Raw genomic sequence first — 26,245 nt, 5'->3', positions numbered from 1 at the left:
GTGGGCCGGATGGCTCCGGCGCAGGGAACGGGACGAGACAGCGAGAGCATGACAGCGGACAAAAATACGGAGAACGGTCATTACCGCATTGACCCGACCCGGCTGGAGACCTGTCTCAGCGTCTTCGAGGCGTTGGAGGACCTGCCTCCCGACCACCCCGACGTGGTGCGGGTGCAGCGGGCCACCGCGAAGCTCTACAAAACGATCAAGCAGCGGCGACGCGAGGAACGGCGGGATGCCATCGCGGCGGCCGACCGCGCGGTGACGGCGGCCACCGCCACCGGTGCCCCGGGCCGGATCGACGACGAGACCCAGGGCAACCTGCTCGCCTCCCCCACCGTGGGCGCCACGGCCGGCGTCCTGCACAAGCCGCGCGGCTGCTACATCTGCAAGCAGCGCTACCGCGACGTGGACGCCTTCTACCATCAGCTCTGCCCGCCCTGCGCCACCCTGAACCGGGAGCGCCGGGATGCCCGCACCGACCTGACCGGCCGGCGCGCGCTGCTCACCGGCGGCCGGGCGAAGATCGGCATGTACATTGCGCTGCGGCTGCTGCGCGACGGCGCGCACACCACGGTGACCACACGGTTTCCCCACGACGCGGTCCGCCGATTCGCCGCGATGCCCGACAGCGCGGAGTGGCTTCACCGCCTGCGGATCGTCGGGATCGATCTGCGCGACCCCGCCCAGGTGATCGCCCTCGCCGACTCGGTCAGCGATCAGGGACCACTCGACATTCTGATCAACAATGCGGCGCAGACCGTCCGCCGCACTCCTGCCGCGTACGCGCACCTTGTCGCCGCAGAGGCGGCGGCCCTGCCGGACGGCCCGCTACCGGAAATGATCACGTTCGCCAAGCCGGCCGGCCGGGGCGACCCGGCGGGCAGCCTGGTCGCCGCAGCGCACTCGCCCACCATCACCCCGCACGCGCTCACCGCGCTGGCGCTGACCAGTGGCTCCGCCTCGCCGGACCGGATCGCGACAGCCAGCGCCATCGACGCCGGCGGTCTGGTGCCGGACCTCGACCCGGTCAACAGTTGGGTGCAGCGGGTGCACGAGGTGAACCCGGTCGAGTTGCTCGAAGTGCAGCTGTGCAACGTGACTGCACCGTTCGTGCTGGTCAGCCGTCTGCGACCGGCGATGGCCGCAGCGGCCGCCCGCCGCAAGTACGTGGTGAACGTGTCGGCGATGGAGGGCCAGTTCGGCCGTGGCTACAAGGGGCCGGGGCACCCGCACACCAACATGGCCAAGGCTGCGCTGAACATGCTGACCCGCACCAGCGCCCAGGAGATGCTGACCGACGGCATTCTCATGACCAGCGTCGACACCGGCTGGATCACCGACGAGCGGCCGCACCCGACGAAGATGCGGCTGGCGGAGGACGGCTTCCACGCCCCGCTGGACCTGGTCGACGGCGCGGCCCGGGTCTACGACCCGATCGTCCGCGGCGAGCAGGGCGAAGACCTGTACGGCTGCTTCCTCAAGGACTACGCACCCTGCGCCTGGTGATCGGCTGCCACCGGAGGTCGGCTCACGGGCCCTGTCACCCGCCGCCGGCGGCGGTGTTCCACGGCGCCGGTCAGCGGGTCTTCTTCGTTGCGCGTTTGCGGGGTGGGGTCAACAGGTCGGCGACCGCAGCGATGGCGGACGGCACGAGGCGGTAGTACGCCCAGACGCCGCGCTTGTCCCGTTCGAGCAGGCCGGCCTCGGTGAGGATCCGCAGGTGGTGGCTGACGGTCGGCTGGGAGAGTCCGAGAGGCTCGGTGAGGTCACTGACCGACGCCTCTCCCTCCGGAGCCGACTGGATCAGGCTGAGCAGTCGCAGCCGGGCCGGGTCGGCGAACGCCTTCAGCACCCCGGCGAGCCGTTCGGCATCGGCACGCTCGATCGGCTCGCCGGCGAGGGGCGAGATGGCAGGCGTCGTAGTCTTCACAGTTCCCACGCCTTGCATCGTTGCAGCAAAACCCATCAATCCGCTGGTGAACGAGGGCAGGATCACCCAGAGATCGGGTGAGCCCACGCCCGGAGCCGTCGGACCGGGTGGGCGGCGCGGGTCGCGCCGGGCAGGTGCCCGACGCGGCCCGGAGATCGGTGTCGACCGCTGCCGGTCGACGCCGGGGGTCAGCAGGCCAGGGTGGAGATCGGTACGCCCGTCAGGCCGTCACCGCGGACGAAGCCGGTGACGCCGGTGCTGTTGTTCCTGACGTAGTACCAGCCCCACCCGTCGTCGCCCACCGCGCCGCAGCGCAGGGTCGCGCTCTGGCCCGCGTAGCCCAGGCCCAGCACGGTGCAGGTCGTCGACGGACCGGTCCGCAGGCGGATACCGGCACCCGAGAAGCCGACGCTGTACGGTTCGTTGGCGCCGGGCAGCCAACCACAACGTGGCGCCATCGCCGTGGTCGATTCGGTCGAGGTCTGCGGGGCGGTTTGCGCGATCGCCGGGCCGGCGGCCACGACCGGCAGGCCGAGGGCCACGGCGCACGCGGTCAGGCGTGCGACGGTGGTGAGTTTCATCTGCCACTCCCTGTCTCGTAGTCGTCCCCGCCCATGCGGCATTGCCCGGAGCAGCGAGAACGGCGGCAAAATATCGATCTACTTCACTCTAGGGCGCGCATCGAAGTCGATCACAGTCATTTGTTTGGCGGCGGCCTCAGCCCGTACTCGGAGTTCTCGGTCACCAGCGGCGGACATGGCACGATGGCCGTGTCCTGCGCCGCCGGTGGCCGGGCATGACGCGGATGGAGTCGGGATGTCAGAACTGACCGGCACGCCGGTGCCAGGATTGACGAAACTGTGGACGCACGATCCGGTCACCGCCGGCGGGTACCGGCTGGTCGGCCGGCTGGGCGCGGGTGGGCAGGGGGTCGTCTTTCTCGGCGAGGACCACGACGGCGACCGGGTCGCGGTCAAGATGATCAACGCCGATCTGAGTGATCCACGGGCCCGCTCGCAGTTTGTGAAGGAGATCGCCGCCGCCCGCCGGGTCGCTCCGTTCTGCACCGCGCAGGTGCTCTTCGCCGAGGTGGACGGCGAGCAGCCCTATGTGGTCAGCGAGTTCATCGAGGGTCCGACCCTGCACCGACAGGTCCGCGAGCACGGCCCGGTGACCGGCAACGCCCTCCACCGGCTCGCGGTCGGCACTGTCACCGCGCTCGCCGCGATCCATGGCGCCGGCGTGGTGCACTGCGATCTGAAGCCGGACAATGTCGTACTCGGCAAGGACGGCCCTCGGGTGATCGACTTCGGCATCGCACGCGCGTTGGGAGTCACCGAGACGGCGTCCAGCCGGGTCATGGGGACCACCGCCTACATGGCGCCGGAGCGGTTCCGCAACGACGCGGTCGGTCCGCCCTGCGACGTCTTCGCCTGGGCGGCCACGATCGCCTTCGCTGCCGGCGGTCAGCCGCCTTTCGGCAATGACTCGCTCTTCGCCGTGATGCACCGGGTGCTGCACGATCCGCCCGAGCTGCCCGCGTTGCCTGCCGCACTGGACGATCTGATCCGGGAGTGCCTGGCCAAGGATCCGGCGGATCGCCCGGGTGCCGAAGGTGTACTGGTACGGCTGCTCCGACAGGACGCCACGCTCACCACACCGCTACGTCGGGAGAATCTGCTCGAAGTCGGCAACGAGACAGCGGGTGCGCCGACACCGAACCACCCGCTCCCCCAGATCACGCCGACGGCACCGCAGCCGCACCCGACGCTGCCGCAGACTCCGGCCCAGCCGACGGTGCCGACCCAGGCCCGGCCGACCCGGGTGGAACACGTGCCCGTGACGGAGCCCGCCGTCGATGCCGGTCATGACGGCGCGCTGCGGCGACTGCGTCGAGAGTCCGTGGACGCCTGGGGCATCTCGACCGCACTCTTCCTCGGTTTCGCAGGCGCCGCCGCCGGCTACATCGCGTCGAGCGCGATCGGCCCGGCCGCCGCCGTCGGAGCGGTCACCTTCGTCGTGGTCTACCTGGTTCGGCTACTCGTCGCGACGGCGTTCGGAGGAGGGTCCGACCACGGATGACTCGGTACGGTGGAGGGCTGAGGCGCCGGCTGGCGCCGGATCGATAGGTTGACTGCCACCAGCCGCCCGCCGAGGAGGACCTCCCGATGACCCCATCCGCTCCGCGTACCCGGCAGTGGTTGCCCTACACCGCCGCCGTCACCGCCGGGCTGGTGGTCATCGTCGGGGCGTTCGCCTTCGTCCAACAGCGCGAAGCGGGCAGCGAGGGGCCCCGCACCGACTGCGCCATCGCCCTCCAGGTCAACTCCTCCACGGAGAAGGCGGAGCTCCTGGTCGAACTGGCCGAGCGCTACAACCGCAGCACCCGGTCGATCGACGGCGGCGGCTGCGCCCAGGTGCACGTCAGCGCGTTGAACTCGGGCAAGGCCACCGAGGCGCTGGCCACCGGATGGACTGACACCGGTCTGCCGCGACCACAGGTCTGGCTACCGACGTCGAGCCTGTGGACGGGTCAGCTGCGGCTGCTCGACATGGCCGCTGGGCGGGCGCCGCAGACGCCGGACCGGTACTCGTCGATCGCCAACAGCCCGCTGGTGATCGCGATGCCGCAGCCGAAGGCCGAGCTGGTACGCCAGCGCGGGCCGCTGGGTTGGGGGGAGATCCTGGGCCTGTCCGGGCGGGATGGGTGGGCGGGCTTCGGCAAGCCGGAATGGGGCCGGTTCACGTTCGGCAAGGACAATCCGAACCTGTCCACCTCAGGGCTGGCGGCGACCATCGCCACCTACTACGCGGCGGTGCAACGGGCCAGTGACCTGACCCGGTCCGACCTGGCCAAACCTGCGGTCACCCAGTTCGTGCGCCGGATCGAGGCCAACGTGGCGCACTACAGCGACGACTCGGTGGACCTGCTGCGCAGCCTCGCCGAGGCGGACCTGGCGGGCCGTACGGACGACATGAGTGCCATCGTCCTGCAGGAGGAACTGGTGGACCTCTACAACACGGGTGCGTTGAGCCCCCGGCAGGAGGGGCAGGAGCGGGGCCGCCGGCCGAACGTCCCCCTGGTCGCCGTCCACCCCAAGGAGGGCACGTTCAACCTGGACCACCCGTTCGTGGTGCTGCCCTCCGCCGATGAGCGGCAGCGCGCGGCAGCGGCCGACTTCCAGGCATTCCTGACCGAGGACGCCCAGCAGGAGAGCTTCACCCGCCTGGGTTTCCGGGACCACGAACGCCGCGCGTCGGCGGAGCTGCTGGCCAGCGTCGGTGACGAGCCCGCCGGCGGGCTGACCTACTTCGAGCCCCCGGACCCGCAGGTGGTCGCTGCGATGTTGGACGGTTGGCGCACCCTCCGTAAGAAGGCCAACATCCTGATCGCCCTGGACACGTCAGGGTCGATGCAGGCGATGATCGGCACCCGTACCCGTTTCCAGGTCGCCTCGACGGCGGCGGGCAAGGGCCTCGCGTTGCTCAACTCCGAGGACCGGGTGGGGCTCTGGTCCTTCTCCTCGGAGACCTCGAAGCGACCGAAGAGTCCCTACCGTGAGGAGGTTCCTCTCGACGCGTTCGACCAGAAGCGGATCACTCGCAAGATCGAGGGCCTGCACGTCGAGGGTGGCACCGCGCTCTACGCGACGGTCCGGGCCGCACATCGGGAGCTACTCGACCGGTACGACCCGCAGCGGATCAACGCGATCGTCGTGCTGACCGACGGCAAGAACGAGTACACCAAGGACAACGACCTGGCCCGCCTGCTGGACGAGGTCGCCCTGGACCCGCAGCGTCCGGTGAAGGTGTTCTGCATCGCCTTCGACCGGGAGTCGGACTTCGCCACCCTGGACAGGATCGCCAAAGCGTCGTCGGGTAAGGCCTACGACGCCACCGATCCCGCCATGATCGACGAGGCGTTCGTGAAGCTGGTCAGCAGCTTCTGACGTACTCCCCTGGCCGGCATGGGCCGGAACCGCTGTTACGAGATGCGAGGGGGAAGCGCAACGGTTTCGCCCGCCACATCGATCGTGACCTTGCCGCGGAGCGCGTACGACCGCCTGTTCTCCAGTAGTTCATGAGCCTCGCCCATGCGAGCGAGCGGAAGAGTCGCGCCGATGACCGGCTTGACGAGACTGCGTTCGACCAGCGTGGTGAGCGCGTCCAGCTTGCCTCGGTTCTGTTGTGTGAAGACGAAGTGATAGGCGGCGTTCTTGCCCCACGCCTCGATGAGGTTCTGCGGCTGCGCGATGTCGACGATGCTGACGACGCGCCCGAAGTCGGCAAGCGTCAGCGGGCTTCGTGTGAGCGTGTCGCCGCCGATCGTGTCGAAGACGACGTTGACGCCCTCGCCTCGCGTCATCTCGGCTACGGCGTCGACGTAGTCCGTCGACGTGTAGTCGATCGCCGCATCGGCTCCGAGAGAGCGTACGAACTCGTGGTCGCTGGCTTTCGCGGTGCTGATCACGCGTGCGCCGATCGCCTTCGCGACCTGGATCGCGATCGTGCCGACGCCGCCCGCACCCGCATGGATGAGGATAATCTCTCCCACGGTGAGCTGAGCTCGCGTCACCAGGGCCTCCCAGACCGTGCCGCCGACGAGGGTCAGACTCGCCGCCTCCAGGTGTGTGAGGTTTTCCGGCTTCCGGCCGACGAGGTCGACGTCGGTGACGTGCTGCTCGGCGTAGGAGCCGGGGCCGCCGAAGATCTGGGGGGTGTAGTACACCGCATCGCCGACGCGGAACTCGGTCACGTGGGACCCGACCTCCTCGACCACGCCGGAGATGTCGTGCCCGATGATCGCGGGCAACGGCACGTGATCCGCGTAGTCGCCACGACGGATCTGATAGTCGAGTGGGTTGACGGCGGTCGCATGGACGCGTACCCGCACCTGGCGGGATTCGACTCGCGGCACGGAGACGTCGCGCAACTCGAAAGCATCGGCCCCGCCGAAACGGGCGAGCACGACGGCCTTCATCAGGTCGGTCATATCGACGCTCCTCCTGGTGGTTCTGGGCGTGCGATGCGCCGGGACGGGCGGTTCTTCCTCAGTGTCGCGCGCACGATCCGCACGCTCCAGTGGCGATAGGGCAAGCATCCGCGAGGGTGGTGACAGGCCTGTCGCACGGCGCACGGGCAAGCTTCTTTCGCGGGCAAGTCGATCGCCGCCCGCGAACCGATCGTCGCGTTCCGGCTCACCGCATCAGGTCGAAGAGGGTGGCGGTGGCGCGGGTGCGTCGGATCTGCGGCAGCCGGCCAGGAGGCGGGCGACCATCTGCTTGGCGTCACCCCTGTCGTAGTCCGGCCCGAGGATGCACAGGTTGCCGATGCCTCGCAGCAGCGTGTACGCGGTGATGTGCCGGTCGATCTCCCCGGCCTCCTGGCTCGCCGCCAGCAGCGTCTCGCACGCGGGCACAAGCTCGTCGAGCACCAGCGCGTGGAGCTTGGCCAGGCTCGGGTCGTTCGAGCCCAGGGCAACGCCGAGACCATGCTTGGTCACCAGAAAATCGACAAAGGCCGTGATCCACCGATCCAGAGCGTCCACGGCCGGGATCGGCTGCTGCCGCAGGTGCGCGGCCAGGGCGGTGCAGTCGTCGACCTGGTGGCGATAGACGGCACTCACCAGATCCGCCCTCGTCGGAAAGTGCCGGTACACCGTTCCCACTCCCACACCTGCGCGACCGGCGATGTCGCGGACGGGGGCCTGCACACCCTGCTCGACGAACGCTGCGGCCGCCGCCGTCAGCACCGCCTCGCGGCTGCGACGTGCACCTGCCTGGCGCACACCGATTGTGTCGGACACCGCACCCCCCTTGTTGGCGGAACAATGTTCCGCTAACTTTGCGGAACGACGTTCCGTCAAACCTAGCAAACCCACGACCCGCACTGGAGGCACTCATGCCTGCTATGCCGCTTAACCGCCAGATCGTCTCGGTCAAGCCACTCACCGTGCCCACCACCGGCCGCAGCATCCCGCTTCAGGTCAAGGTCACCGCGCCCATCGAGGGCGACACGTTGCCCGTCATCGTCTTCTCCCACGGCAATGCCTGGTCGATGGACGGGTACGAGCCACTCATCGAACGGTGGTCGGCCGCCGGGTTCATCGTCGTGCAGCCCACCCACCTGGACTCCCGCCGCAACCGCATCGGCTTCGACGACCCCCGCTTCGCCGGCATCTGGCGCGTGCGAATCGCGGACCTGCACGCCATCCTGAACCACCTCGGCGACATCTTCGACCAGGTTGGCGGCCTGCCCGCCCGAGCGGACCACACGCGCATCGCGATCGTCGGGCACTCCTGGGGCGCACAGACCACCGGAGCGCTGCTAGGTGCCCGCGTCCTGGACGCCGCCGGCACGCCGGGTGAGGACTACTCCCACCCTGCGGTCAAGGCCGGCGCGCTCATCGCCGCGACCGGCACCGGCGACAGCCTGACCCCGTTCGCCGTGGAGCACCTACCGTTCATGCGCCCCGGCTACGCCACGATGACGACCCCGGCCCTTGTGGTCGCCGGGGGCAAGGACCAGTCCGCCATGTCCACCCGCGGCCCCGACTGGTTCACCGACGCCTACCACCTGAGCCCGGCACCGAAGCGGCTGCTCAGTATCTCCGACGGCGAGCACACCCTGGGCGGGGTCGCCGGAGAGGCCGTCAAGGAGACCACCGACGAAGACCCCGCCCGTGTCGCACTCGTCGCGGACGCGGTCTCCGCCTACCTGCTCGACGTCCTCGGTCTGGACTCGACGCCCTGGCAGGCATGGGAGAAGCAGGCCGCTGACAGTTCCGGCACGTTCACCATCGACACCAAGTAGGTGCGCCCTCATGTGAACGAACGCTCGCGGCCTCGATGATCCGCCACAACACCGCCCGGTGGCGTGCAGTGCCGACGCCCTGCCGCCGCCTCTCAGGGCGACAGCGGTGGGCGGAGGCCGTCGAAAGTCACCGCCAGTACGCGGCTCTCTACTGCGGAATCCTGGCTGACGTACCCAATCGCGTGGGCGGCACCGGCTATCAGCGCGATGAGCGTTCGCACGTCGATGTCGACGCGGACTCTGGCTGCCTGCTGGGCGCGACCGAGCAGTTCACCGATCGACTGCTGAAGGTCTCGGGTGGCCTCGGCCACGGCGCCCCCGTCGGCGTGCAGGTCCACGCCTGCGTCCGCCAGGGCGTCCGCGAACGTGTGTTTGATGGTCGACTGGCGCACCGCCTCGGTGAGGAACGCGAAGAACGCCGCACCGGGGTCGTCCGCCCCGGCCAACGACCGGGCCTGCTCGGCGAGCGCATCCAGGCGGCCGACGAACACCGCCTCGACCAGAGCCTCCTTGGTCGGAAAGTGCCGGAAGACCGTGCCGATCGCCACCTCGGCCCGCTGGGCGATCTCCTCGGTCGACGCGGTCGGTCCCTTCACGGCGAAGACCGCGTCGGCGGCGTCGAGGATTCGGGTCCGATTGCGCCGCGCGTCGGCGCGTAACGGCCGGCCGCCCTGCGTGTCTCTGCCGCTGGCCGCAGGGGCAGCTGGGCTCACGACGGTCGCTCCTTCCCGCATCCGCCTTGCTGTTCGACCTCAGGATACTGCCGGCGACGGACGACTCCGTTGACAAGGTGAGTGGCGACTCATAATATCCGAAACGGAGTCAGGGCTCACTTTATTTGCCTCGTCTCGCAAGCTCCCTGCCCGTCCGACCACCCGACTGGAGCAGCACCATGAAGATCATTCTGATGACCGGAGGCACGTCCGGCCTCGGTGCGTACGCCCTGGGGCAGCTGACGAAGTCCCCCGGCACCAGGCTGTTGCTCGGCGCGCGGGGCGCCGGGACGGCGGGCGTCGAGACGTACCCGCTGGACCTGGCCCGGCTCGACAGCGTCCGCTCCTTCGCCGCCGCGGTGCGGGACCGGCTCGGGTCGACGGAAGTCGACGCGCTCGTGCTCAACGCGGGTGTCAGCCTGACCTCCGGCGACGAGCGCACGGTGGACGGCTTCGAGACGACCTTCGCCGTCAACCACCTCGCCCACTACCTCCTGCTACGGCTACTGCTGCCCCAGCTCGCATCTGGTGCCGTTGTCGCGCTGACCACCAGCGGCACGCACGACCCGGCTGTCAGGACCATGCTGAGCAGCACCCCGCCCCACCACGCCGACGCCCGGCTGCTGGCCAACCCGGAACGGGATCCACAACGCGACGAGCAGGCCCGCGTGGCGGGCGGCCGGGCCTACGCCTCGTCCAAGCTCTGCAACATCCTCACCGTCCGGGGCCTCGCCGCCCAGCCGGAGGCGTCACGGCTGCGGATCGTCGCGCTCGACCCGGGCCCGACCCCGGGCACGGGCCTCCTGCGCAACACCCCGCCCCCGGTCCGCCTCATCTGGCGCTTCGGCACCCCGTTGCGGGCACTGATGCCCCGATTCAACACCGTCGCGGCGGCCGGCGGCGCGCTGGCCGACATCGCCTCGGGCCGCACGGTGCCGCCCATCGGCGCCTACTACGCACGGCTCGTGCGAGGGCAGCTCACCTGGACCTCCCCATCCGAGCTGGCCCGCCGCGACGACGTACGGGATCGCCTGTGGCGAGACAGCGCCGAACTGGTCGGGCTGCCGGTCACCTTATAGAGCAGGCCAACCGGCCCCCTCGTCACCGCCGAATGCGAGACAGAGCCGCGGGCGAGACAAGCCCGCCCGACATAATGGCCGGGTGCAGCATGTGCACCTGCGGGTCGATGTCGCCGCCCGCAGGTGAACTGGCGGGCCGCGTCCTGTCGACGGGCGTGCGCGGGCGAGTGACGTTCGCCGCGATGCCGACTGACCGTTGGTGCGCGGGGGGCCGAGTGGATAGCTTCGAGCCCTCAGGGTGGGCGACGGGCGGAGGCTGGATGACGCATGGCAACGCTGAGTATCGCTACGCGAACACGGCGATACTGTCGGTTACGGCTTTGGAGGCGCCGGTCATCGTCACCTCTGATCAGTTCGACGAGCAGCTGAGCGAGACCTTCCGGCGGCTGAGACTGCGCCCAGGGATGCTTCAGCGGATCGCCGGAGTTCAGGAACGACGGTGGTGGCCGGAGGGCTTCGGATTCGCCGAGGCGGCGGCGACGGCCGGCGCCAAGGCACTGTCGGAAGCCGGTGTCGACGCGCGTGACGTCGGCCTGTTGATCAACACGTCGGTGTCCCGCGCGCATCTGGAGCCCTCGACCGCGGTCGCGATCCACCACGCTCTGGACCTGCCGCCGTCGGCCTTGAACTTCGACATCGCCAACGCCTGCCTCGGATTCGTCAACGGGATCCAGGTCGCGGCCAACATGATCGACGCCGGGCAGATCCGGTACGCGCTGATCGTGGCGGGCGAAAGCTCCCGCGAGGCCCAGCAGGTGACCATCGAGCGGTTACGTCGATCCGACTCCACCCGCGACGACGTCCGGGAGCAGTTCGCCACGTTGACCCTCGGCTCCGGCGCGGCCGCGATGGTGTTGGGCGCCGCCGGCAGCCATCACCAGGAGCATCGGCTGATCGGCGGTGTGAGCAGGGCGGCCACCCAGCATCACGAGCTGTGCGTCGGGGACAACACGCGGATGCGTACCGATGCGAAGGGTCTCCTCGACGCGGGTGTGGAGCTCGCGGAGGCAACCTGGGCGGATGCGCGGTCGTGGGGTTGGCAGGACATGGACCTCTACGTCATGCATCAGGTCTCGGCGGCCCACACGCGTGGCGTCGTCAGGCGGCTCGGCCTCGACCCTCGGCGGGTCCCGGCGACGTTCCCGCTGTGGGGCAACGTCGGCCCGGCATCGCTACCGATGACCTTGGCCCACCACGCGGGATCACTCCACTCCGGTGACCGGGTGCTGTGCATGGGGGTCGGCTCGGGCCTGAACACGTGCGCCCTGGAGATCGTGTGGTGAGCAGCCGGCAGGAAGGGCCGCCGCTCGGTTTGCCCGGTCTGGACAGTGCCTGGTCCCGGTGGGTCACGGCAACGGACAGTCAAGGCGTGCAGCGCACCTGGCATGTCCTGGACACCGCCGCTGCCGACTCGGACAGCGCGATCCAACCCGTGGGAACGCTGCTGTGCGTGCACGGCAATCCCACCTGGTCGTACCTGTGGCGGCACCTGCTGGCCCGGTTCCAACGGGCTGACGCACCGCGGTGGCGGGTGGTCGCCGTGGACCACCTGGACATGGGATTCTCGGAGCGCACTGGCACCGTACGCGGGCTGGCGCAACGGATCGACGACCTCACCACGGTCACCGACGCGCTCGGTATCACCGGGCCGGTCGTCACCGTCGGGCACGACTGGGGTGGGTCCATCTCGTTGGGTTGGGCGCTGCGTCACCGGGATCAGCTACGTGGTGTCGTGCTGACCAACACCGCGGTGCACCAGCCGAGTGGGTCGCCGGCGCCCGCCCTGATTCGCCTGGCCCGGCTGCCCGGCGTGTTGCCGGCGGTGACCGTGCGGACGCAGACGTTCCTGCAGGCCACCCTCGCATTGGCGAACCCGTGGCTGCCGGAGCCTGTCCGAGCGGGTTATCTCGCTCCGTACCGCGGTGTGGAGCGACGGGCGGCGATCGGCGGCTTCGTCGCGGACATCCCGCTCGGGCCTGAACATCCGAGCTGGCAGGCGCTGCAAGAGGTCGCGCAGCGTCTGGACACGCTGGCAGGGATACCGACGCTGCTGCTGTGGGGGCCACGCGACCCGGTCTTCGGCGAGGTGCACCTGCGTGACCTGCGAAGCCGGCTACCGCATGCCCAGTTGCACCGGTTCGAAGGCGCGGGTCACCTGCTCGCCGAGGACGCTGACGTCGCCGGTGCGGTCGCCCAGTGGCTGGTCGACCTGGACCACCGGCCCGCCGAGCCGATCGCGTCGCCGGAACCGGCGGTGCCGTGGCGTCCACTGTGGGCGGCGTTGGCGGAGCGTGCCGAGGACCGGTCGGTCGCTCTGGTGGAGCTGGCGAAGAACGGTCGGCAGATCAGCTGGTCATTGTTGTGGCGACGCATTCGGGAGATCGGGGCCGGGTTGTCGGCCTCCGGCGTGCGTCGCGGCGATCGGGTGGCACTGCTCGTACCGCCCGGCGCCGATCTGACCGCCGCCGTCTACGCGTGCCTTCGCATCGGTGCGGTGATCGTGGTAGCCGATCCCGGGCTGGGACTGGGCGGCATGAGCCGGGCGCTGCGCAGCGCCGACCCCGCGCACCTCGTCGCCGTCGGCCCCGGGCTCGCCCTCGCCCGCGCCCTGCGTTGGCCCGGAAGACCCCTCGGGGCCGGACCTGGCGCCGCCGTGATGGGCGCGCTCACCCTGGGCAAGCTCGCCCGTCTCGGTGCCGACGTCCGGGACCTTCCGGCCGCGCCAGAGCCGGACGACGACGCGGCCGTGCTGTTCACGTCCGGTTCGACTGGGCCGGCGAAGGGTGTGGTCTACACCCATCGCCAACTCGCCGCGATGCGTGACGCGCTGTTCGGCCTCGGAGTGAACGCCGACGCCGGAATCGTGGCGGCCTTCGCGCCGTTCGCACTCTTCGGACCGGCTCTCGGCGCTTCGTCGGCGATCCCGGACATGCGGGTCACCGCCCCACGGACGTTGACCGCCGCCGCGCTCGCCGAGGCGGTGGCCGCAGTCGACGCCTCGGCGGTGTTCGCGTCACCGGCCGCGCTGCGCAACGTGGTCGACACCGGCGACGGGGTGGACGATCGCCAGCGCACCGCGTTGGAGAACGTGACATTGCTGCTGAGCGCGGGTGCGCCGGTGCCCGCCGCGCTGCTGACCCAGACGCGGGCCTTGATGCCCAAGGCGCAGCCGCACACCCCCTACGGGATGACCGAGGTCCTCCCGGTCACCGACATCACCCTCGACGAGATCGTCGAGGCCGAGCCGGGTGACGGTGTGTGCGTCGGCCGGCCGCTGCCGGGCGTCGAGGTGGCGATCGCTGCGCTGGACTCGACCGGTACGCCGTCCGAGCACCCTGGTGGTGCTCCTGGGCTGACGGGCGAGATCCTGGTCAGGGCCGGGCATGTGAAGGATCGGTACGACGGGCTCTGGCTGACCGAACGGGACAGTTCCCGCAATCCCGGGTGGCACCGCACCGGCGACGTGGGCTACCTGGATCCCGAAGGCCGGCTGTGGGTGCAGGGTCGGCTGGCCCACATCCTGCTCACCTCCGACGGCGTGCTCGCCCCGGTCGGGATCGAGCAGCAGGTCGAATCGGTGCCGCAGATCGCGCGCGCCGCAGTGGTCGGTGTGGGGCCGCCCGGGGTGGCGAAGGTCGTGGTCGTCGCCGAGACCCTGCCCGCAACCCGCCATGCGCGGCTGGCGAGCCGGGAACTGACCGACGCGGTACGCGCCGCGGCCGTGCCGCCGGTCGCGGCCGTGTTGGTGGTCCCGTCCCTGCCCACCGACATCCGCCACAACTCGAAGATCGACCGCACGCGGCTACGGGACTGGGCGGAACGTGTGCTCGCCGGCGGGAGGATGAGCGGACTGTGAGAGTCCTGGTCACCGGTGCCAGTGGCATGCTCGGCGGCGCCACTGCCACCGCGTTGCGGATGCGGGGCGACGAGGTCCGCGTCCTGCAACGTCGGCCCAGCGGCCTGGTCGGGGTCGACGAGCGCCGCGGCGACATCACCGATCCGGAAGCCGTACGGGCGGCTGCGGAGGGGGTCGACGCCGTCGTCCACCTGGCCGCGAAGGTGTCGATGACCGGCCCGTGGCGACAGTTCGAGCACATCAACATCGGCGGTACGGCCACCGTGCTCGCCGCCGCCCGGGCAGCCGGGGTGACCCGATTCGTGCACGTGTCCTCGCCGTCGGTCGCTCACCATGGCACCGGTCTGGTCGGCGTCGACGCCGGCGCCGCCGACCCCGAGCGGGCCCGGGGACACTACGCCCGCAGCAAGGCCTCGGCGGAGTTGCTCGCGCTGGCCGCCGACTCGCCCGACTTCGCCGTGGTGGCGATCCGCCCCCACCTGGTCTGGGGACCGGGTGACACCCAGTTGGTGGGGCGCATCGTCGCGCGGGCCCAGGCCGGCCGGTTGGCACTGGTCGGCCAGGGAACCGCGATGATCGACACCACGTACGTGGACAACGCCGTCGACGCCCTCGTCGCCGCGCTCGACCGGGTGCCCGAGGCGGACGTACACGGGAAGGCCTTTGTGGTCACCAACGGCGAGCCACGGACGGTGTACGAACTCATCGAGCGTATCTGTGTCGCCGCCGGGACGGCGCCACCGAGACTTCGGGTGCCGGTGGCCGCAGCGAAGGCCGGCGGCACCGCAGTGGAGCGGCTGTGGTCGGCCCTGGGGCGCACCGACGAGCCGCCCATGACCCGGTTTCTGGCCGAGCAGTTGTCCACCGCACACTGGTTCGACCAGAGCCGGACCCGAGAGGCACTGCGCTGGTCACCACAGGTGACGCTGGATGAGGGCTTCGTTCGGCTGGCTGCGGCGTACCGGTAGGTTCCCGCGCTCGTGGCCACCGACGGGCCCTGGGTGCATCACTTTGGCCGGGTCGACAACGGCGGCTGACGACGATGCAGTTCCCTACCGGTGGACTGTGCGCGCCGGTAGATGTCCACGCCCTGCCTCCCCCGGGCCGTAGCGGGCGTGTCCCGCGCCGCCGGAGCGACACGGGACACGCCACCGGGAGCAGGTGGTATCGCAGCCGGGGTCAGGGAGTGACCGACTCGATTCGGATCGGCACGGAGTCCACCCCGACCAGACCCGAGGAGTCGAACACCTCCAGCCACACCACCCAGGTGGTGACCGTGGTCCCGCTGTCCAACAGGCCCAGCGGGGCGGTGAGACCGGAGCAGCTCTTCGGCAGCACCACGTCGTCGACCGGGCCGCCGGTGGGCACGGCGCTGCCCTGGCAGAGCACCTTCTTGACACCCCCGTCGCCGTACGCGGTCCACCGCAGACGCATCCCGCTGATCGCCCCGTCCTCGGCGTCGGTGCCGGTACCGGCGAAGGCGACCGTCCGGGGAGTGCCGTCGTCAGTGGTCAGCGTCAGGGCCTGTGCCGGGGCGGTGATCGTGGCCGTCGGCGTGGTCTTCCCGGCCGGTGCCGCCACGACTGCGAAGGCGCGGTGGGCGCTGACGCCGTCCGCCGTGAAGGTCGCCGTGTACGAGCCCGGTGTGACCGTGGCCGCCGGCAGGAGTGCCTGGTGGCCGTTCTTCTGGAACACCACGGTGTTGCCGCGCCGCACCGTCCACGACACCTGCGAGTCGGGTACCGACCCGGGCTCGTCGGGGTCGTGAGAGGTGCCGACCAGACCGACCGACTGCCCGGCGGGAAGGGTCGATCCCACCGGCGGCGAGATGACCGCCACCGTCGTCGGGCTGTCCACCACCGTGACGGTCACCGCGGCGGAGCCGGTGCGGCCCAGGCTGTCGGTGGCGGTGGCGGTGACGACGTGGGTACCGGCCGACAGCGTCGCGAAGGTCTGCGACCCCTGGGCCAGCAGGCCGTCGATGCTGCTGGTCCAGGTCAGTGGGATCTCCTTGCCGAGGAAGTCGGTTGCCGAGCCCCACAGGTCCACCGTCTGCCCCACCCCGAACTGCTGACCCGTCTTCGGGGTGCTGATGGTCACCGTCGGCTTGCCGACCTTCACTCCCAGCGCTTCGGCGACCGCGCCCAGGGCGTCGATCCGGCGTTGGCTGCCGGTCACCTTGGCGCCCAGTCCACCGACGTGCGCGGTGTCGTTGAGAATGTCCCGGACCTCGGTGGCGGTGAGGGTGGGATCGGCGGCCAGCACCAGGGCGGCGACCCCACCCACGAACGGTGCGGCGACGCTGGTGCCGCAGGCGTTCGCGCGGGTCGTGTTGTTCCCCGGCTTCCCGGGGTCGGCGAGACCCCTGACGCACATCGGACCGTAGATCTCGACCGAGCGGGTGTGGTCGCTGGTGCCGTAGTTCGACCCGCCCGCCACCGCTGCGGTGTCCCGCATACCGCCCACACACATCACGTGGGTGCTCTCGCAGGGTACGTAGAGGGTGTCGGCGTCGACGTCCACACCGTTGTTCCCGGCGGCGGCGACGATCAACGCGCCGGTGTCCCGCACGTTCTTCATCCGCCGGTCGGTCCAGGTACGCGCGTGGGACTTGCCGAGGTCGACGTCGCGGGTGAAGCTGAGATTGACCACGTCCGGGTGGGTCGCCTCGGCGACCTTCTCCAGCCGGCGCAGCACCGTCCAGTAGTCGATGCCGTTGCGAACCGCGACGAGTTCCTTGACCACGGGTCCGGCCGGTCCGGCGGTGCCGTAGTCGTTGTCGACCCGGCCCATGCCGGCGAGGACGACGTCGGTGCCGTGCCACGGGCAGGGCGTACCGCCGGTGCAGTCGTTGGTGTTGGCCTTGCCCCACTCCACCGTGTGCAGCGACACCTTGTCCGGGAAGTCGGGGTTGTGGGTGAACCCACCGTCGAGCACCAGGTACTTCACCTGCTTGGTCAGCCGACCTTTGGACTGGAGGAGCTGCCAGGCGGGCGCGACGCCGGTGTCCATCGCACCCCCGGCCCGCATGAACGACCAGTCGAAGACGTTGTGCGCGAAGTCGGGCGCCTCGAAGACCTCGCCGTCGGTGATGCCGGTCGGCTCCACCAGCCAGTCGAGGACGAGTTCGGTGCCGACTCGCCACTCGGCTGCGGCCAGGGCGAGCAGCCGCAGTGCCCGCTCGTCACCGACCCGGTACTCGCCGGACTGTCGGGGCTCGGCGGCGAGCAGGTCACCGACCAGCCCGGCCGGGTCGGCCCGGTCGGCGTCCACCCGGACCAGGTGGTCCTGCCCCTGGTCGTCCGGGGCGAACGAGTCGAGGACCTGTCCGCCCCAGCGCGTCAGGAAGGCGTCCAACTCGGCCTGGTCGGCGACCCGCACCATCACCTCGTCGAGGACCAGCCCGGCGGGGGACCCGCTCGGCCCCGCCACCACCCCGAGCTCCCGGTCGGTTCCGAGCCGACCCACCGGGTCGATCGGTAGCCGGGGTGCGGACAGTGCCGGGTCGACCCGGAAGGCCAGCGGCTGCGCCACGGTGGTGCCGGAGGCCGTGGCCGGGCCGCCGGGGGTGGGCGCGGCGACGGCGTCCAGCGGGGTGGACGTGACGAGCCCACCGGCGAGTGTGGCCACCACGGCGGCGGTCAGCAGGCGGCGGACGGGTGCCCGCCGGTGGACGGGACGTGTCGGTGTCATCGGTGTCTCCTCGATGTCGGTGATGCGGTGACACCGGTGGGAGCAGCCGAGGGTCGGGATGCCAACAGAAAAGTCCAGAAGTTTTTCCGCTTCGCTCTAATGGAACCGTCGACGGGGGGGCGGGAGCAGGGATGGATACGGCGGCTCAGGACGACAGGAGCCTGGTCGAGGCGGTACGCCGGGGTGACCCGGCCGGGCTGGAGGGCGTGTACCGGCGCTACGCCGACCGGCTGCACACGTACGCCCGGGCGATGGTGCACGAGCCGGAGGCCGCCGCCGACGCCCTTCATGACGCGTTCCTCGTCGCCGGCCGGCGCATGGATCAACTGCGCGATCCTGACCGTCTTCGTCCCTGGCTGTACGCGATCGTGCGTAACGAGTGCCTGCGGTACCTTCGCGAGGGGGCCCGTTCCAGGCCGTGGGGAGAGACCGACGACCCGGTCGCTGACCTGCCGGACCCGGGGGTGGGTGTCAATGCCGACCAGGTGCGCGCTCTCGTCCACGCCGCTGCGGCGTCCCTCAGCCCCGGTGACCGCGAGGTGGTCCACCTGGCGATCCGCCACGATCTGTCGTCCGCCGACATCGGCGCGGCCCTCGGTTTGCCCGCCAACCACGCCCACGCCCGTCTGTCTCGGGCACGCTCTCAGTTGGAGCGGGCGCTCGGCGCTCTGCTCGTGGCGCGCGGCGGTGCCCGGGACTGTCCGGCGCTGGCGGACCTGGTGGCGGGTTGGCAGGGCCGATTCACCCCGACCCTGCGGAAACGGGTCGCCCGGCACGTCGACGACTGTGGGCGGTGCGGACTGCTCCGGCGGGACCAGCTGAGTCCGGCGGCGTTGCTGTCGGCCTACACGGCACCGGCGTTCCTCGTCGCCGCTGACGCGTCGTGGCCGGACCCGACCACCTCCGAGACTGCCACCGATGCGGTCTCGTCCGGGGACCCGGTGCAGGACGTCTCGGAGGGCGATCCGGTGCGCGCCGGTTCGTCCGGCGACCCGTCGGAGAGCGTCTCCCCGGAGGGTTCGTCGGGGGGCGGTTCGTCCGGCGACCCGTCGGAAAGTGTCTCCCCTGAGGGTCCGTCAGGGGACGGCTCCGGTGACGCGGCGGAGGGCTCCTCGTCGGGGAAGGTGGCGGTGCGGACCGGGGAGTCTGCCGGTGGGGCGGGGCACGGCGTGGAGGCGGGCGACGACACCGCTGCCGAGGCGGACCAGCCGACGGCCCGTCGCGGCGGGCCGACCCGAGGCGGGGGTGCGCGTACCGCAGGGTCTTCCGGTCGTCAGGCGTCCGCGAGGTCGCGTCGGCGACGTCGGGTGGCCGCGACCGCCCTCCTGGGGGCGCTCCTGGTCGGCGCCGGTGTCTGGGCGCTCACGCCCGGGCCGCTCATCGGCGACCGGGTGACTGTCGCCGGCGTACCGGCCGACGGGCCGACGGGGCCTGCCGGGGCGGCGAACCCGGCGGGCCGGCGAGGGGACGACACCGACGGCGTCTCCGGTGGGGCACCTGCGCCCCGGCAGGACGGTGGGACCGTCGGTGCGGAACCACCGCCCACACCGACCACCCCGCCCACCGCAGGCCCGACAGCGCTCCGGCCGACCACAGTACGGCCGACCACGGCGCGGCCGAGTCCGGTCCGGCCGAGCACCCCACGCCCGGCGGCGCCCCGACCCTCGGCCACGGCGCGGTTGGTCGCGCCGTTCACTGTCTCGGCCGACGCGCACGTGCGCTGCGGCGCGGACAGCTACAACCTGGTCGTCCAGGCCACCGGCAGCACCACAGTCGAGGCGGCGCAGGTGTACTGGAGACCGGCGGGTGGCCGTACGGCGAGTCGGGCCATGACCGGACAGGGAAGCTCGGCGCGGGCCACAGTGCAGCGGCTCCGGACGGCGACGGTGACGTGGTGGGTACAAGCAACCGGTGTGGACGGCCAGGCCGCGCGGACCTCGGCCACCACGGTCGCCGATCCCTGTATCCGGCCGGGCTGACCGGCCGCGCCCGGCACCGGTCGCCCGAAGGGTGGCCTCCGGCCGCTCCCCTACCGATCCTGGGGGCACCCACCTGGCGGCGGGTGCCCCTAATGACCAGCGACCTATGATCGCGGTGAGGACGAAGCGCCAGGCCGAGATTCCGGCACCGGCGTGAGAAAGGTGTCAGGATGTTCGGTTGGAGGAACAAGCTCAACGACCTGGTGGCGCAGCTCAGGCCCGACCTGAGTCGGGAATCGCTCGGCGTCGGACCCGACTTCCCGGGCATCGCGCCGAACCCGCTCCTCAGCAGAGATGCACAGAAGCGCAATGCGGAACTGCGTACGGGGACGCTTGCGCTCGGCGTTCTCGTCGATTGGCGAGAGGTAAGCAACGATGGCAGTCCACGCGTGGTCCTGATGTTCGACGTGGAGACCGCCGACGGCACCTCGTTTCGCGGCATCGCAGACGAAGACCTCACGATCACCGAGCTCACCCGACTCTCCCCAGGACAGACGTTGCCCGTGCGCTACCGGCCGGCCGTCATGGACCACTACGTCGCCCTTGCCAGGGACGCGGACCCCGCCCGCGTGCAGCAGCTCGCTGACGAGATCGCGAGCCGCAAGCGGACCTGACCCGACGCCTTTGTCCGGGTGCGGCTAGTAGTGCTGTGACCAGGGTGGTTCACCATGGTCGGAAGGCGGCCAGGGACAAGCGCACGTGAAACGGCCGGTATTACTGGGGCATGCAGGAAGAGAGTGCCCGCTCCCCGATCGACACGTTCATCTTCGCGTTCAATTCCTCGGACGTCAGCTATGTGGCGGCTGCCCGCCTCTCGCAGTCGCTGACCTCAAGCGTGGGCCGTATTACCCTGGCGCGCACCATAGTGGGGTGCTACTTGAAGCCGCGGAAGATGCCGTCGCCGTCGACGTTCTCGGCGAAATCCTCCCAGTCCATGTTCGCGATCGTGAGATTGTTCTGCACCGACCACATCTCTGACGGCACGACTCGGAACGTGGCAGAGTACTGAGGCCCCTGGCCCTGTTCGTCGTCGTCCTCGTCGTCTTCGTCCTCGTCGTCTTCGTCCTCGTCGTCTTCGTCCTCGTCGTCTTCGTCCTCGTCGTCTTCGTCATCTTCGTCGTCGAGGTTCACCACCAGGATCGGGCGGTCCGGGTGGGTGAGCGTCTCTTCGTCGACGAGGAAAGCGACGGCGTGATCGCTGTCTGCGGGCACCATCTCCACCAGTTGCGGCGGCGTGATGTTCTCGAAGGCGCGGTCATCGACGAATGCAACGAACGCCGTGAACCCTTCCTTCGTCTGCGGTTCAGCGATCGCTACCTGAATCTCTTCCCATTCCTGCGAACGGGAGAAGTCGGTACGGATAACCAGGGAAGCGTCGGAGTCCTGGTCCCAGATGCCATCATCCACGCGGGCGAGGATAGCCCAACCCGACGACATCCGACGCACCCGCATCGGGAGGATCCGTGCCCGGCAGGGAACGGCTGGCCCCGGCAATACTCGTCGCACAACGACACCGACTCAGGATCGCCACCAGGCGAGACGTAGGCGTAGACCGTCTGTTCGAGCAACTCCGGGTGGGCGTACCTGTCGGTGCCCGCTGCGACCATGACCTCGAACCGCGCAGGATCTTCTCCCGCGAACGCGAGGGAGGCCGTCGCGATCTGTGCGGCACGGACCACCAGCGTCGTTCCGACTTCGAGGGTGGTGAAGGCTCCCGGTCAGGGCAGCAGCGGCAGGGGGAAGGTGGCCGACAGCGCGTAGCTGATCGCTCCATGCAGCACCGCCTGGTCGCCGAGGGTGGCTCGGCGTACCTGGGTGGGAGCCGGAGTCCCGGCGCAGACGAGGCTCTGTATCTGGGCGAGGCGCGCGTCGTCAAGCTCGGCGGCGGCACCGCTGAGCAGCACCAGTCCCGGATCGACCACACAGGCGCAGGAGAGGATGAGCCTGGCCCAGGCGTCGAGGACCTCGTCGAGATAGTCGCGGGCCGGTGCGGACGCGGCGGCCAGCTGGATCAGTTCCCGTACCGGCGACTCGGGTCGGCGTCCCGGATGCAGGGCGACCACCCGTTCCGCGATGGCGTTCGCCGACCACCGGGCCTCGAACTCGCCGACACCGCGGTTGCTGCGTCTCGGTGCGCTGTCCAGGGGTAGGAAGCCGACCTCGCCCGCCGCGCCGCTGGCGCCCCGGCGGACCTTGCCGTCGAGGACGAGTCCCGCGCCGATGCCGTCGGCCACGTGGATCAGGAGCAGGTCCGTGACGTCCGCCCCGGCGCCGGCGACGCACTCGCCGGCAGCCATGAGGTTGACGTCGTTGTCGACGACGACGGGTACGCCGAGCCGCCGCTGCACCGACTCGCCGATCGGCCACGCATCGACCAGTCCCACCGACGGTGCGAGTCGTACCGCACCGTTCGTGGAGACCCCGGGCACGGCGATCGCGACCCCACGCAGCGCCGGCAGGTTGCTGCCGACCAGTTCGAGGACGAACGTGCAGATGGTGTCGACCACGTCGTCACCGAGCCGCGCGGTGCGGTGCGCGATGAGGACGCCTTCGCTGTCGGCGATCTCGCAGCTGATCCGCGGAGGCTCGAGTGAGACCGCGGCGACGAGTTCGGCGCGTGGGTTGAACTCGAGCATCTCCCGGGGTCGCCCGGTGGTGGCAGCACCCGGTCCCCGTTCGATGAGGTAGCCCTCGGCGATGAGTTCCCGCACGAGTGCGGTCACGGTGGCTGCGGGGAGGCCGGTCGTCTCGGTCAGGTCCACTCGGGACAGCAGCCGCGCCTGCCGGGCGGCCACGATCACCGAGAGGCGTTTGATCTCCCGGGAGCGTTCGCGACTGACCGGACTGGTCGGCGCTTGCTTGGACACGCTTCCTTCCTACTGAGAAGAAAAGACGGCGTCAAGTAACGGAATTATCTCGACGCACGTCAGTCCGGCCGGCGCATCGGACATCGACCCCAGCTACCAAAAGGCTCCAAGCCGGGCAAACCTTTCTTATCGATTCGGGTGGCGGGACCGCCGCAGGTGCCGTCCTCAGCGCAATCGTTTCTTCAGAGAAGGAAGAAAGTCGTCGGAAACTCTTGACTATGTATCTGACGCATCCCTAGCGTTACCGCCCGAAGGCCTTCCGGTTGATCACCTCTACGTTGACCAGCCGCTATCCCCCATCGCGCGTACCGCCCAGTCTGCGACGGCACGCGCACCACCACCGTCTAGCAACCACGACGCACGGAGACCGTTCCCGGTCTCCAGCGGACACCTGTCCGCGATCGATGCCCGGCGCGAGTCACGCGTCTGTCGACCTTCGGCCCGCCGGTAGCCGCCCTAGACGCAGCACTCGTCCCCACGAGAGGTATGCCCATGAGATGGCGCACCACAGCGACGATCGCCATGTGCGGTCTGCTGTCGCTGGGCCTGGCCAGTCCGGTTCAGGCCCACCCCGAGGGCTCATCGCCCAAGTCCACTTCGAAGAGCCCGTCCAAGAAGTCCGACAAGCCGGTCGACCTGGACATCATGTTCATCGGCGCGCACCCCGACGACGAGGCCAGCCAACTCGGCATGCTCGGGTACTGGAACGAGTACCAGGGAATGAAGGCCGGCGTCATCACCACCACCCGCGGTGAGGGCGGCGGGAATGCCGTCGGCCTCGAGGAAGGCCCTGCACTCGGCATCCTCCGGGAGGCCGAGGAGCGGCGGGCGGTGGCCTGGTCCGGTATCGACCACATCTACAACCTGGACGCGCTCGACTTCTGGTACACCGCCAGCGCTCCCCTGACCGAGGAGGTCTGGGGCTACGAGGAGACCCTGTCCCGGATCGTGCGGGTCCTGCGCACCACCAAGCCCGAGGTCATCCTCACGATGAACCCCTCCGCGACCCAGGGCAACCACGGCAACCACCAGAAGGCCGCCATGCTGGCCGTGGAGGCCTTCTACGCCGCGGCCGACCCGAAGGCCTTCCCGGAACAGATCACCAAGGAAGGGCTCAAGCCCTGGCGGGTCTCCCGGATCTTCCAGACCGGCGGCAGCGGCTCCGGCAGCAGCGGCCCCGCGTGCGAGACCACCTTCACGCCGACCGAGTCCAGTGACGTCATCTTCGGCACCTGGCAGGGCTACGAGTCGGCGCGTCACGACGGCCAGCGGTGGAACACGGTCCAGACCTTCGCCCGCCGGGAGTACGTGTCGCAGGGCTGGGGCAACAGCGCCTTCCCGACGACCGACCCGGCCAGCATCGGCTGCAACCGGCTGAACCTGATCGACAGCCGCACCCCGTATCCGGACCCCAACGTGGGCGCCGGCACCGGGGCGCTCCAGGGCGCCACCCTGCGCGCTCCCGGTGGACTGCCGCTCGGCACCGAGATCCACGTACGACCGCAGAACTGGGAGGTCCTCGCCGGACAGCCCATCCGCGTGGACACGGTCCTGTACGCCGAGCGGGCCGTCCCGGGTGCCAAGGTCGCCCTGAAGGTTCCGGCCGGCTGGAAGGTGAGCGGCAAGGGCGACGTCGGTACGCTCACCCCGCGCAAGCAGGTCGTGAAGAGCTTCACGGTCACCCCGCCCGCGCAGCTCGAGGTGGGTACGCGGTTCCGCATCGAGGCCACGATGACCAGCCGCAAGGACGGCAGTGGCACCAGCAGTGCGCGGGTGCAGGCGACCGCTCCGGTCCGGGGCACCCTTGAGCCGCTGCCGGAGATCGCCGATTTCCGTGAGTGGACTTTGCGCAACAAGAACCAGCAGCTCAACGCGCTCATCGAGTCCCTGCTGAGCATCCCCAGTGGTGCCACCCGCAGCGTCCGGGTCGACCTGACCAACCACAGCACCCAGGTCCAGTCCGGAACCGTCAAGCTGCACGTGCCGGCCGGATTCTCGGTGGCGGAGCAGCAACTGCCGTACACCGGGCTGCAGCCGGGTGCCCGCGGTTCGGTGACCTTCACGGTCACCAACACCGACGCCTCACTGCCGACCGCCAACCGGGCGCCGGACAACGGCGCGTACCGGGTGCGGATCGAGACCAGCTACCACGGTGGCAGCGCCACCGAGCCGGGGGCGTTCAACCTGGTGCCGGTCACCACGATCCCGAGGGCCACCACCGCGCCGTCCGTCGACGGCACGGCCGCACCGGGTGAGTACACCGGCGAGGTCATCGACATCTCCACCCGCTGGGAGGGCACCGACGCACCGCCGCAGGACATCTCCGGCACCGCGCAGCTCACCTACACCGACGATGCCCTGTACGCCATCTTCACCATCACCGACGACGTACTCGGCACCGTCCTGCCTCCCGAGGACTGCAAGCGTCCGCGCCGCAACGACAACATCGAGTTCGGTATCGACCCGCGAGGCAACTCGGCGAACACCTCCACGGTGTTCAACGTGGCGCTCTTCCCGACGACCGACGACCCGGCCAACGGCAACCCGCCGTGCTTCGCCCGGGAGCGGGACAACCACCAGGGTGGCCCGGAGACCGCACCGGGTCTCGAGATCGCCTCTGTCGTCACCAGCAACCCGTACACCGGCTACCGGATCGAGGTCAAGGTGCCGTTCGACGTGCTGCCGGACGCCGTCGACCCGGCGCGGATGGGCCTGAACATCCTGGTGAACGACTCGGACACGCAGGACCTGACCGCGCAGACCCGGGTCGGCTGGTCGACCTGGAGCGGCGTGCGGGCCGACCCGTGGCGGTGGGGCATCACGACCCTGCCGGGTCTGCCGGCGCTGCCGTCGGCGCCGAAGGCGCCGATCATGCCCGACACCGCGGCGCTGAGCGTCGAATCACCGCAGACGATCCTGCAGTCCGTCTCGGACGGAGTGGCGCCGGGTGGTTACGCGGCACTACCGGGCAACACGGTCAAGATCAAGAAGGTCGTCCGGACCTCCTCGAAGGTCTCGGTGGACCTCCAGGTGAAGCAGCGCGGCACCGCCCGGGTCTTCATCTGGGACGGGGAGCGGGTGCTGGCACAGACCACGGCCACGCTGAGCAAGAGCCACACCCTTGTCCTGCCGCTGAGCGGGCGCCTGCCGGCCGGTACGTCGCTGCTCGTCTCGTACGAGCACGGCGCCGCCACCACCGGTCTCGCTCACCGGCTGAGCTGACCGGACAGGTCAGCGCGTCGATCTGACGCGCGGCCCCGATGGGCCGGGCCTTGCGGCCCGGCCCATCGGCGTACCCGCCCGGAACTGACA

19 protein-coding genes are annotated in these 26,245 nt (G+C 70.2%); 11 read left to right on the top strand and 8 right to left on the bottom strand.

The genetic code is table 11. The annotated features are described in order from the left end of the window. Positions 1-48: 48 nt before the first annotated feature. Positions 49-1,509 (top strand): SDR family NAD(P)-dependent oxidoreductase, encoded by a 1,461-nt coding sequence (locus tag ABZ738_RS27855; protein ID WP_357217968.1) that lies wholly within the window; start codon positions 49-51, stop codon positions 1,507-1,509. Positions 1,510-1,579: 70 nt separating this feature from the next. On the opposite strand, the gene ABZ738_RS27850 is transcribed toward ABZ738_RS27855, so the two are convergent. Both ABZ738_RS27850 and ABZ738_RS27845 read right to left on the bottom strand, forming a co-directional pair. Further along, positions 1,580-1,951, bottom strand: coding sequence for a metalloregulator ArsR/SmtB family transcription factor (locus tag ABZ738_RS27850; RefSeq protein WP_357218023.1), 372 nt, complete (start codon positions 1,949-1,951; stop codon positions 1,580-1,582). 170 nt (positions 1,952-2,121) lie between these two features. Continuing rightward, positions 2,122-2,514 (bottom strand): SH3 domain-containing protein, encoded by a 393-nt coding sequence (locus ABZ738_RS27845; protein WP_131051828.1) that lies wholly within the window; start codon positions 2,512-2,514, stop codon positions 2,122-2,124. A 235-nt stretch (positions 2,515-2,749) separates the two neighbouring features. Here ABZ738_RS27845 and ABZ738_RS27840 point away from each other — a divergent pair, with 235 nt between their 5' ends. Both ABZ738_RS27840 and ABZ738_RS27835 read left to right on the top strand, forming a co-directional pair. Continuing rightward, positions 2,750-4,015 (top strand): serine/threonine-protein kinase, encoded by a 1,266-nt coding sequence (locus ABZ738_RS27840; RefSeq protein WP_176093420.1) that lies wholly within the window; start codon positions 2,750-2,752, stop codon positions 4,013-4,015. An 86-nt stretch (positions 4,016-4,101) separates the two neighbouring features. Further along, complete coding sequence (locus tag ABZ738_RS27835) at positions 4,102-5,883, top strand: substrate-binding and VWA domain-containing protein (protein ID WP_357217964.1); 1,782 nt, start codon at positions 4,102-4,104, stop codon at positions 5,881-5,883. Positions 5,884-5,918: 35 nt separating this feature from the next. On the opposite strand, the gene ABZ738_RS27830 is transcribed toward ABZ738_RS27835, so the two are convergent. Together ABZ738_RS27830 and ABZ738_RS27825 are read right to left on the bottom strand one after the other, a co-directional pair. Beyond that, entirely contained in the window at positions 5,919-6,926 is a 1,008-nt protein-coding gene (locus tag ABZ738_RS27830; RefSeq protein ID WP_357217961.1) for a zinc-dependent alcohol dehydrogenase family protein, read from the bottom strand. A gap of 213 nt (positions 6,927-7,139) precedes the next feature. Beyond that, positions 7,140-7,739, bottom strand: a complete 600-nt coding sequence (locus ABZ738_RS27825) for a TetR/AcrR family transcriptional regulator (protein ID WP_357217958.1) — start codon at positions 7,737-7,739, stop codon at positions 7,140-7,142. A 104-nt stretch (positions 7,740-7,843) separates the two neighbouring features. Here ABZ738_RS27825 and ABZ738_RS27820 point away from each other — a divergent pair, with 104 nt between their 5' ends. Further along, positions 7,844-8,746, top strand: a complete 903-nt coding sequence (locus tag ABZ738_RS27820; RefSeq protein ID WP_357217955.1) for a chlorophyllase — start codon at positions 7,844-7,846, stop codon at positions 8,744-8,746. Between the two features lie 92 nt (positions 8,747-8,838). Here the strand turns inward: ABZ738_RS27820 and ABZ738_RS27815 are convergent, their stop codons facing one another. Continuing rightward, a complete protein-coding gene (locus tag ABZ738_RS27815; RefSeq protein WP_236145598.1) occupies positions 8,839-9,459 on the bottom strand; it encodes a TetR/AcrR family transcriptional regulator in 621 nt (206 codons plus the stop codon). Positions 9,460-9,638: 179 nt separating this feature from the next. Here ABZ738_RS27815 and ABZ738_RS27810 point away from each other — a divergent pair, with 179 nt between their 5' ends. From ABZ738_RS27810 to ABZ738_RS27795, 4 genes are all read left to right on the top strand, one after another. After that, positions 9,639-10,538: an SDR family NAD(P)-dependent oxidoreductase gene (locus ABZ738_RS27810; RefSeq protein WP_357217951.1), complete on the top strand. Its 900-nt coding sequence runs from the start codon at positions 9,639-9,641 to the stop codon at positions 10,536-10,538. A 260-nt stretch (positions 10,539-10,798) separates the two neighbouring features. After that, entirely contained in the window at positions 10,799-11,821 is a 1,023-nt protein-coding gene (locus ABZ738_RS27805) for a 3-oxoacyl-ACP synthase III (RefSeq protein WP_131051834.1), read from the top strand. A gap of 86 nt (positions 11,822-11,907) precedes the next feature. Continuing rightward, positions 11,908-14,394 carry an alpha/beta fold hydrolase gene (locus tag ABZ738_RS27800; RefSeq protein ID WP_357217947.1) on the top strand — a complete coding sequence of 829 codons (2,487 nt, stop codon included), beginning with the start codon at positions 11,908-11,910 and terminating at the stop codon, positions 14,392-14,394. Further along, entirely contained in the window at positions 14,391-15,362 is a 972-nt protein-coding gene (locus ABZ738_RS27795; protein WP_357217944.1) for an NAD-dependent epimerase/dehydratase family protein, read from the top strand. The genes ABZ738_RS27800 and ABZ738_RS27795 overlap by 4 nt, the downstream gene beginning before the upstream one ends. Before the next feature lie 211 nt (positions 15,363-15,573). On the opposite strand, the gene ABZ738_RS27790 is transcribed toward ABZ738_RS27795, so the two are convergent. Then, positions 15,574-18,087 (bottom strand): S8/S53 family peptidase, encoded by a 2,514-nt coding sequence (locus tag ABZ738_RS27790; protein ID WP_131052955.1) that lies wholly within the window; start codon positions 18,085-18,087, stop codon positions 15,574-15,576. Between the two features lie 131 nt (positions 18,088-18,218). On the opposite strand from ABZ738_RS27790, the gene ABZ738_RS27785 reads away from it, so the two are divergent. Both ABZ738_RS27785 and ABZ738_RS27780 read left to right on the top strand, forming a co-directional pair. Then, the gene (locus tag ABZ738_RS27785) at positions 18,219-20,066 is read left to right on the top strand and encodes a sigma-70 family RNA polymerase sigma factor (protein ID WP_357217939.1); all 1,848 of its coding nucleotides are present in this window, start codon (positions 18,219-18,221) and stop codon (positions 20,064-20,066) included. A gap of 170 nt (positions 20,067-20,236) precedes the next feature. Further along, positions 20,237-20,680: a hypothetical protein gene (locus ABZ738_RS27780; protein WP_357217936.1), complete on the top strand. Its 444-nt coding sequence runs from the start codon at positions 20,237-20,239 to the stop codon at positions 20,678-20,680. A 259-nt stretch (positions 20,681-20,939) separates the two neighbouring features. Here ABZ738_RS27780 and ABZ738_RS27775 read toward each other — a convergent pair whose 3' ends face one another. Both ABZ738_RS27775 and ABZ738_RS27770 read right to left on the bottom strand, forming a co-directional pair. Then, positions 20,940-21,473: a hypothetical protein gene (locus tag ABZ738_RS27775; protein ID WP_357217933.1), complete on the bottom strand. Its 534-nt coding sequence runs from the start codon at positions 21,471-21,473 to the stop codon at positions 20,940-20,942. A 311-nt stretch (positions 21,474-21,784) separates the two neighbouring features. After that, positions 21,785-22,933 (bottom strand): ROK family protein, encoded by a 1,149-nt coding sequence (locus ABZ738_RS27770; RefSeq protein WP_131052951.1) that lies wholly within the window; start codon positions 22,931-22,933, stop codon positions 21,785-21,787. A gap of 492 nt (positions 22,934-23,425) precedes the next feature. On the opposite strand from ABZ738_RS27770, the gene ABZ738_RS27765 reads away from it, so the two are divergent. Further along, entirely contained in the window at positions 23,426-26,155 is a 2,730-nt protein-coding gene (locus ABZ738_RS27765; protein ID WP_176093406.1) for a PIG-L family deacetylase, read from the top strand. Positions 26,156-26,245 lie beyond the last annotated feature (90 nt).

The sequence above is a fragment of the Micromonospora sp. NPDC047793 genome, from assembly GCF_040642635.1.
Lineage (GTDB): Bacteria > Actinomycetota > Actinomycetes > Mycobacteriales > Micromonosporaceae > Micromonospora.
This window is presented reverse-complemented; position numbering and strand designations above follow the sequence as displayed.

What these genes read in the sequence shown, in the direction of transcription:
- ABZ738_RS27855 (WP_357217968.1), top strand. Translation starts at nt 49, where the DNA reads ATGACAGCGGACAAAAATACGGAGAACGGTCATTACCGCATTGACCCG.
- ABZ738_RS27850 (WP_357218023.1), bottom strand. Translation starts at nt 1,951, where the DNA reads ATGCAAGGCGTGGGAACTGTGAAGACTACGACGCCTGCCATCTCGCCC.
- ABZ738_RS27845 (WP_131051828.1), bottom strand. Translation starts at nt 2,514, where the DNA reads ATGAAACTCACCACCGTCGCACGCCTGACCGCGTGCGCCGTGGCCCTC.
- ABZ738_RS27840 (WP_176093420.1), top strand. Translation starts at nt 2,750, where the DNA reads ATGTCAGAACTGACCGGCACGCCGGTGCCAGGATTGACGAAACTGTGG.
- ABZ738_RS27835 (WP_357217964.1), top strand. Translation starts at nt 4,102, where the DNA reads ATGACCCCATCCGCTCCGCGTACCCGGCAGTGGTTGCCCTACACCGCC.
- ABZ738_RS27830 (WP_357217961.1), bottom strand. Translation starts at nt 6,926, where the DNA reads ATGACCGACCTGATGAAGGCCGTCGTGCTCGCCCGTTTCGGCGGGGCC.
- ABZ738_RS27820 (WP_357217955.1), top strand. Translation starts at nt 7,844, where the DNA reads ATGCCGCTTAACCGCCAGATCGTCTCGGTCAAGCCACTCACCGTGCCC.
- ABZ738_RS27810 (WP_357217951.1), top strand. Translation starts at nt 9,639, where the DNA reads ATGAAGATCATTCTGATGACCGGAGGCACGTCCGGCCTCGGTGCGTAC.
- ABZ738_RS27805 (WP_131051834.1), top strand. Translation starts at nt 10,799, where the DNA reads ATGACGCATGGCAACGCTGAGTATCGCTACGCGAACACGGCGATACTG.
- ABZ738_RS27790 (WP_131052955.1), bottom strand. Translation starts at nt 18,087, where the DNA reads ATGACACCGACACGTCCCGTCCACCGGCGGGCACCCGTCCGCCGCCTG.
- ABZ738_RS27785 (WP_357217939.1), top strand. Translation starts at nt 18,219, where the DNA reads ATGGATACGGCGGCTCAGGACGACAGGAGCCTGGTCGAGGCGGTACGC.
- ABZ738_RS27780 (WP_357217936.1), top strand. Translation starts at nt 20,237, where the DNA reads ATGTTCGGTTGGAGGAACAAGCTCAACGACCTGGTGGCGCAGCTCAGG.
- ABZ738_RS27765 (WP_176093406.1), top strand. Translation starts at nt 23,426, where the DNA reads ATGAGATGGCGCACCACAGCGACGATCGCCATGTGCGGTCTGCTGTCG.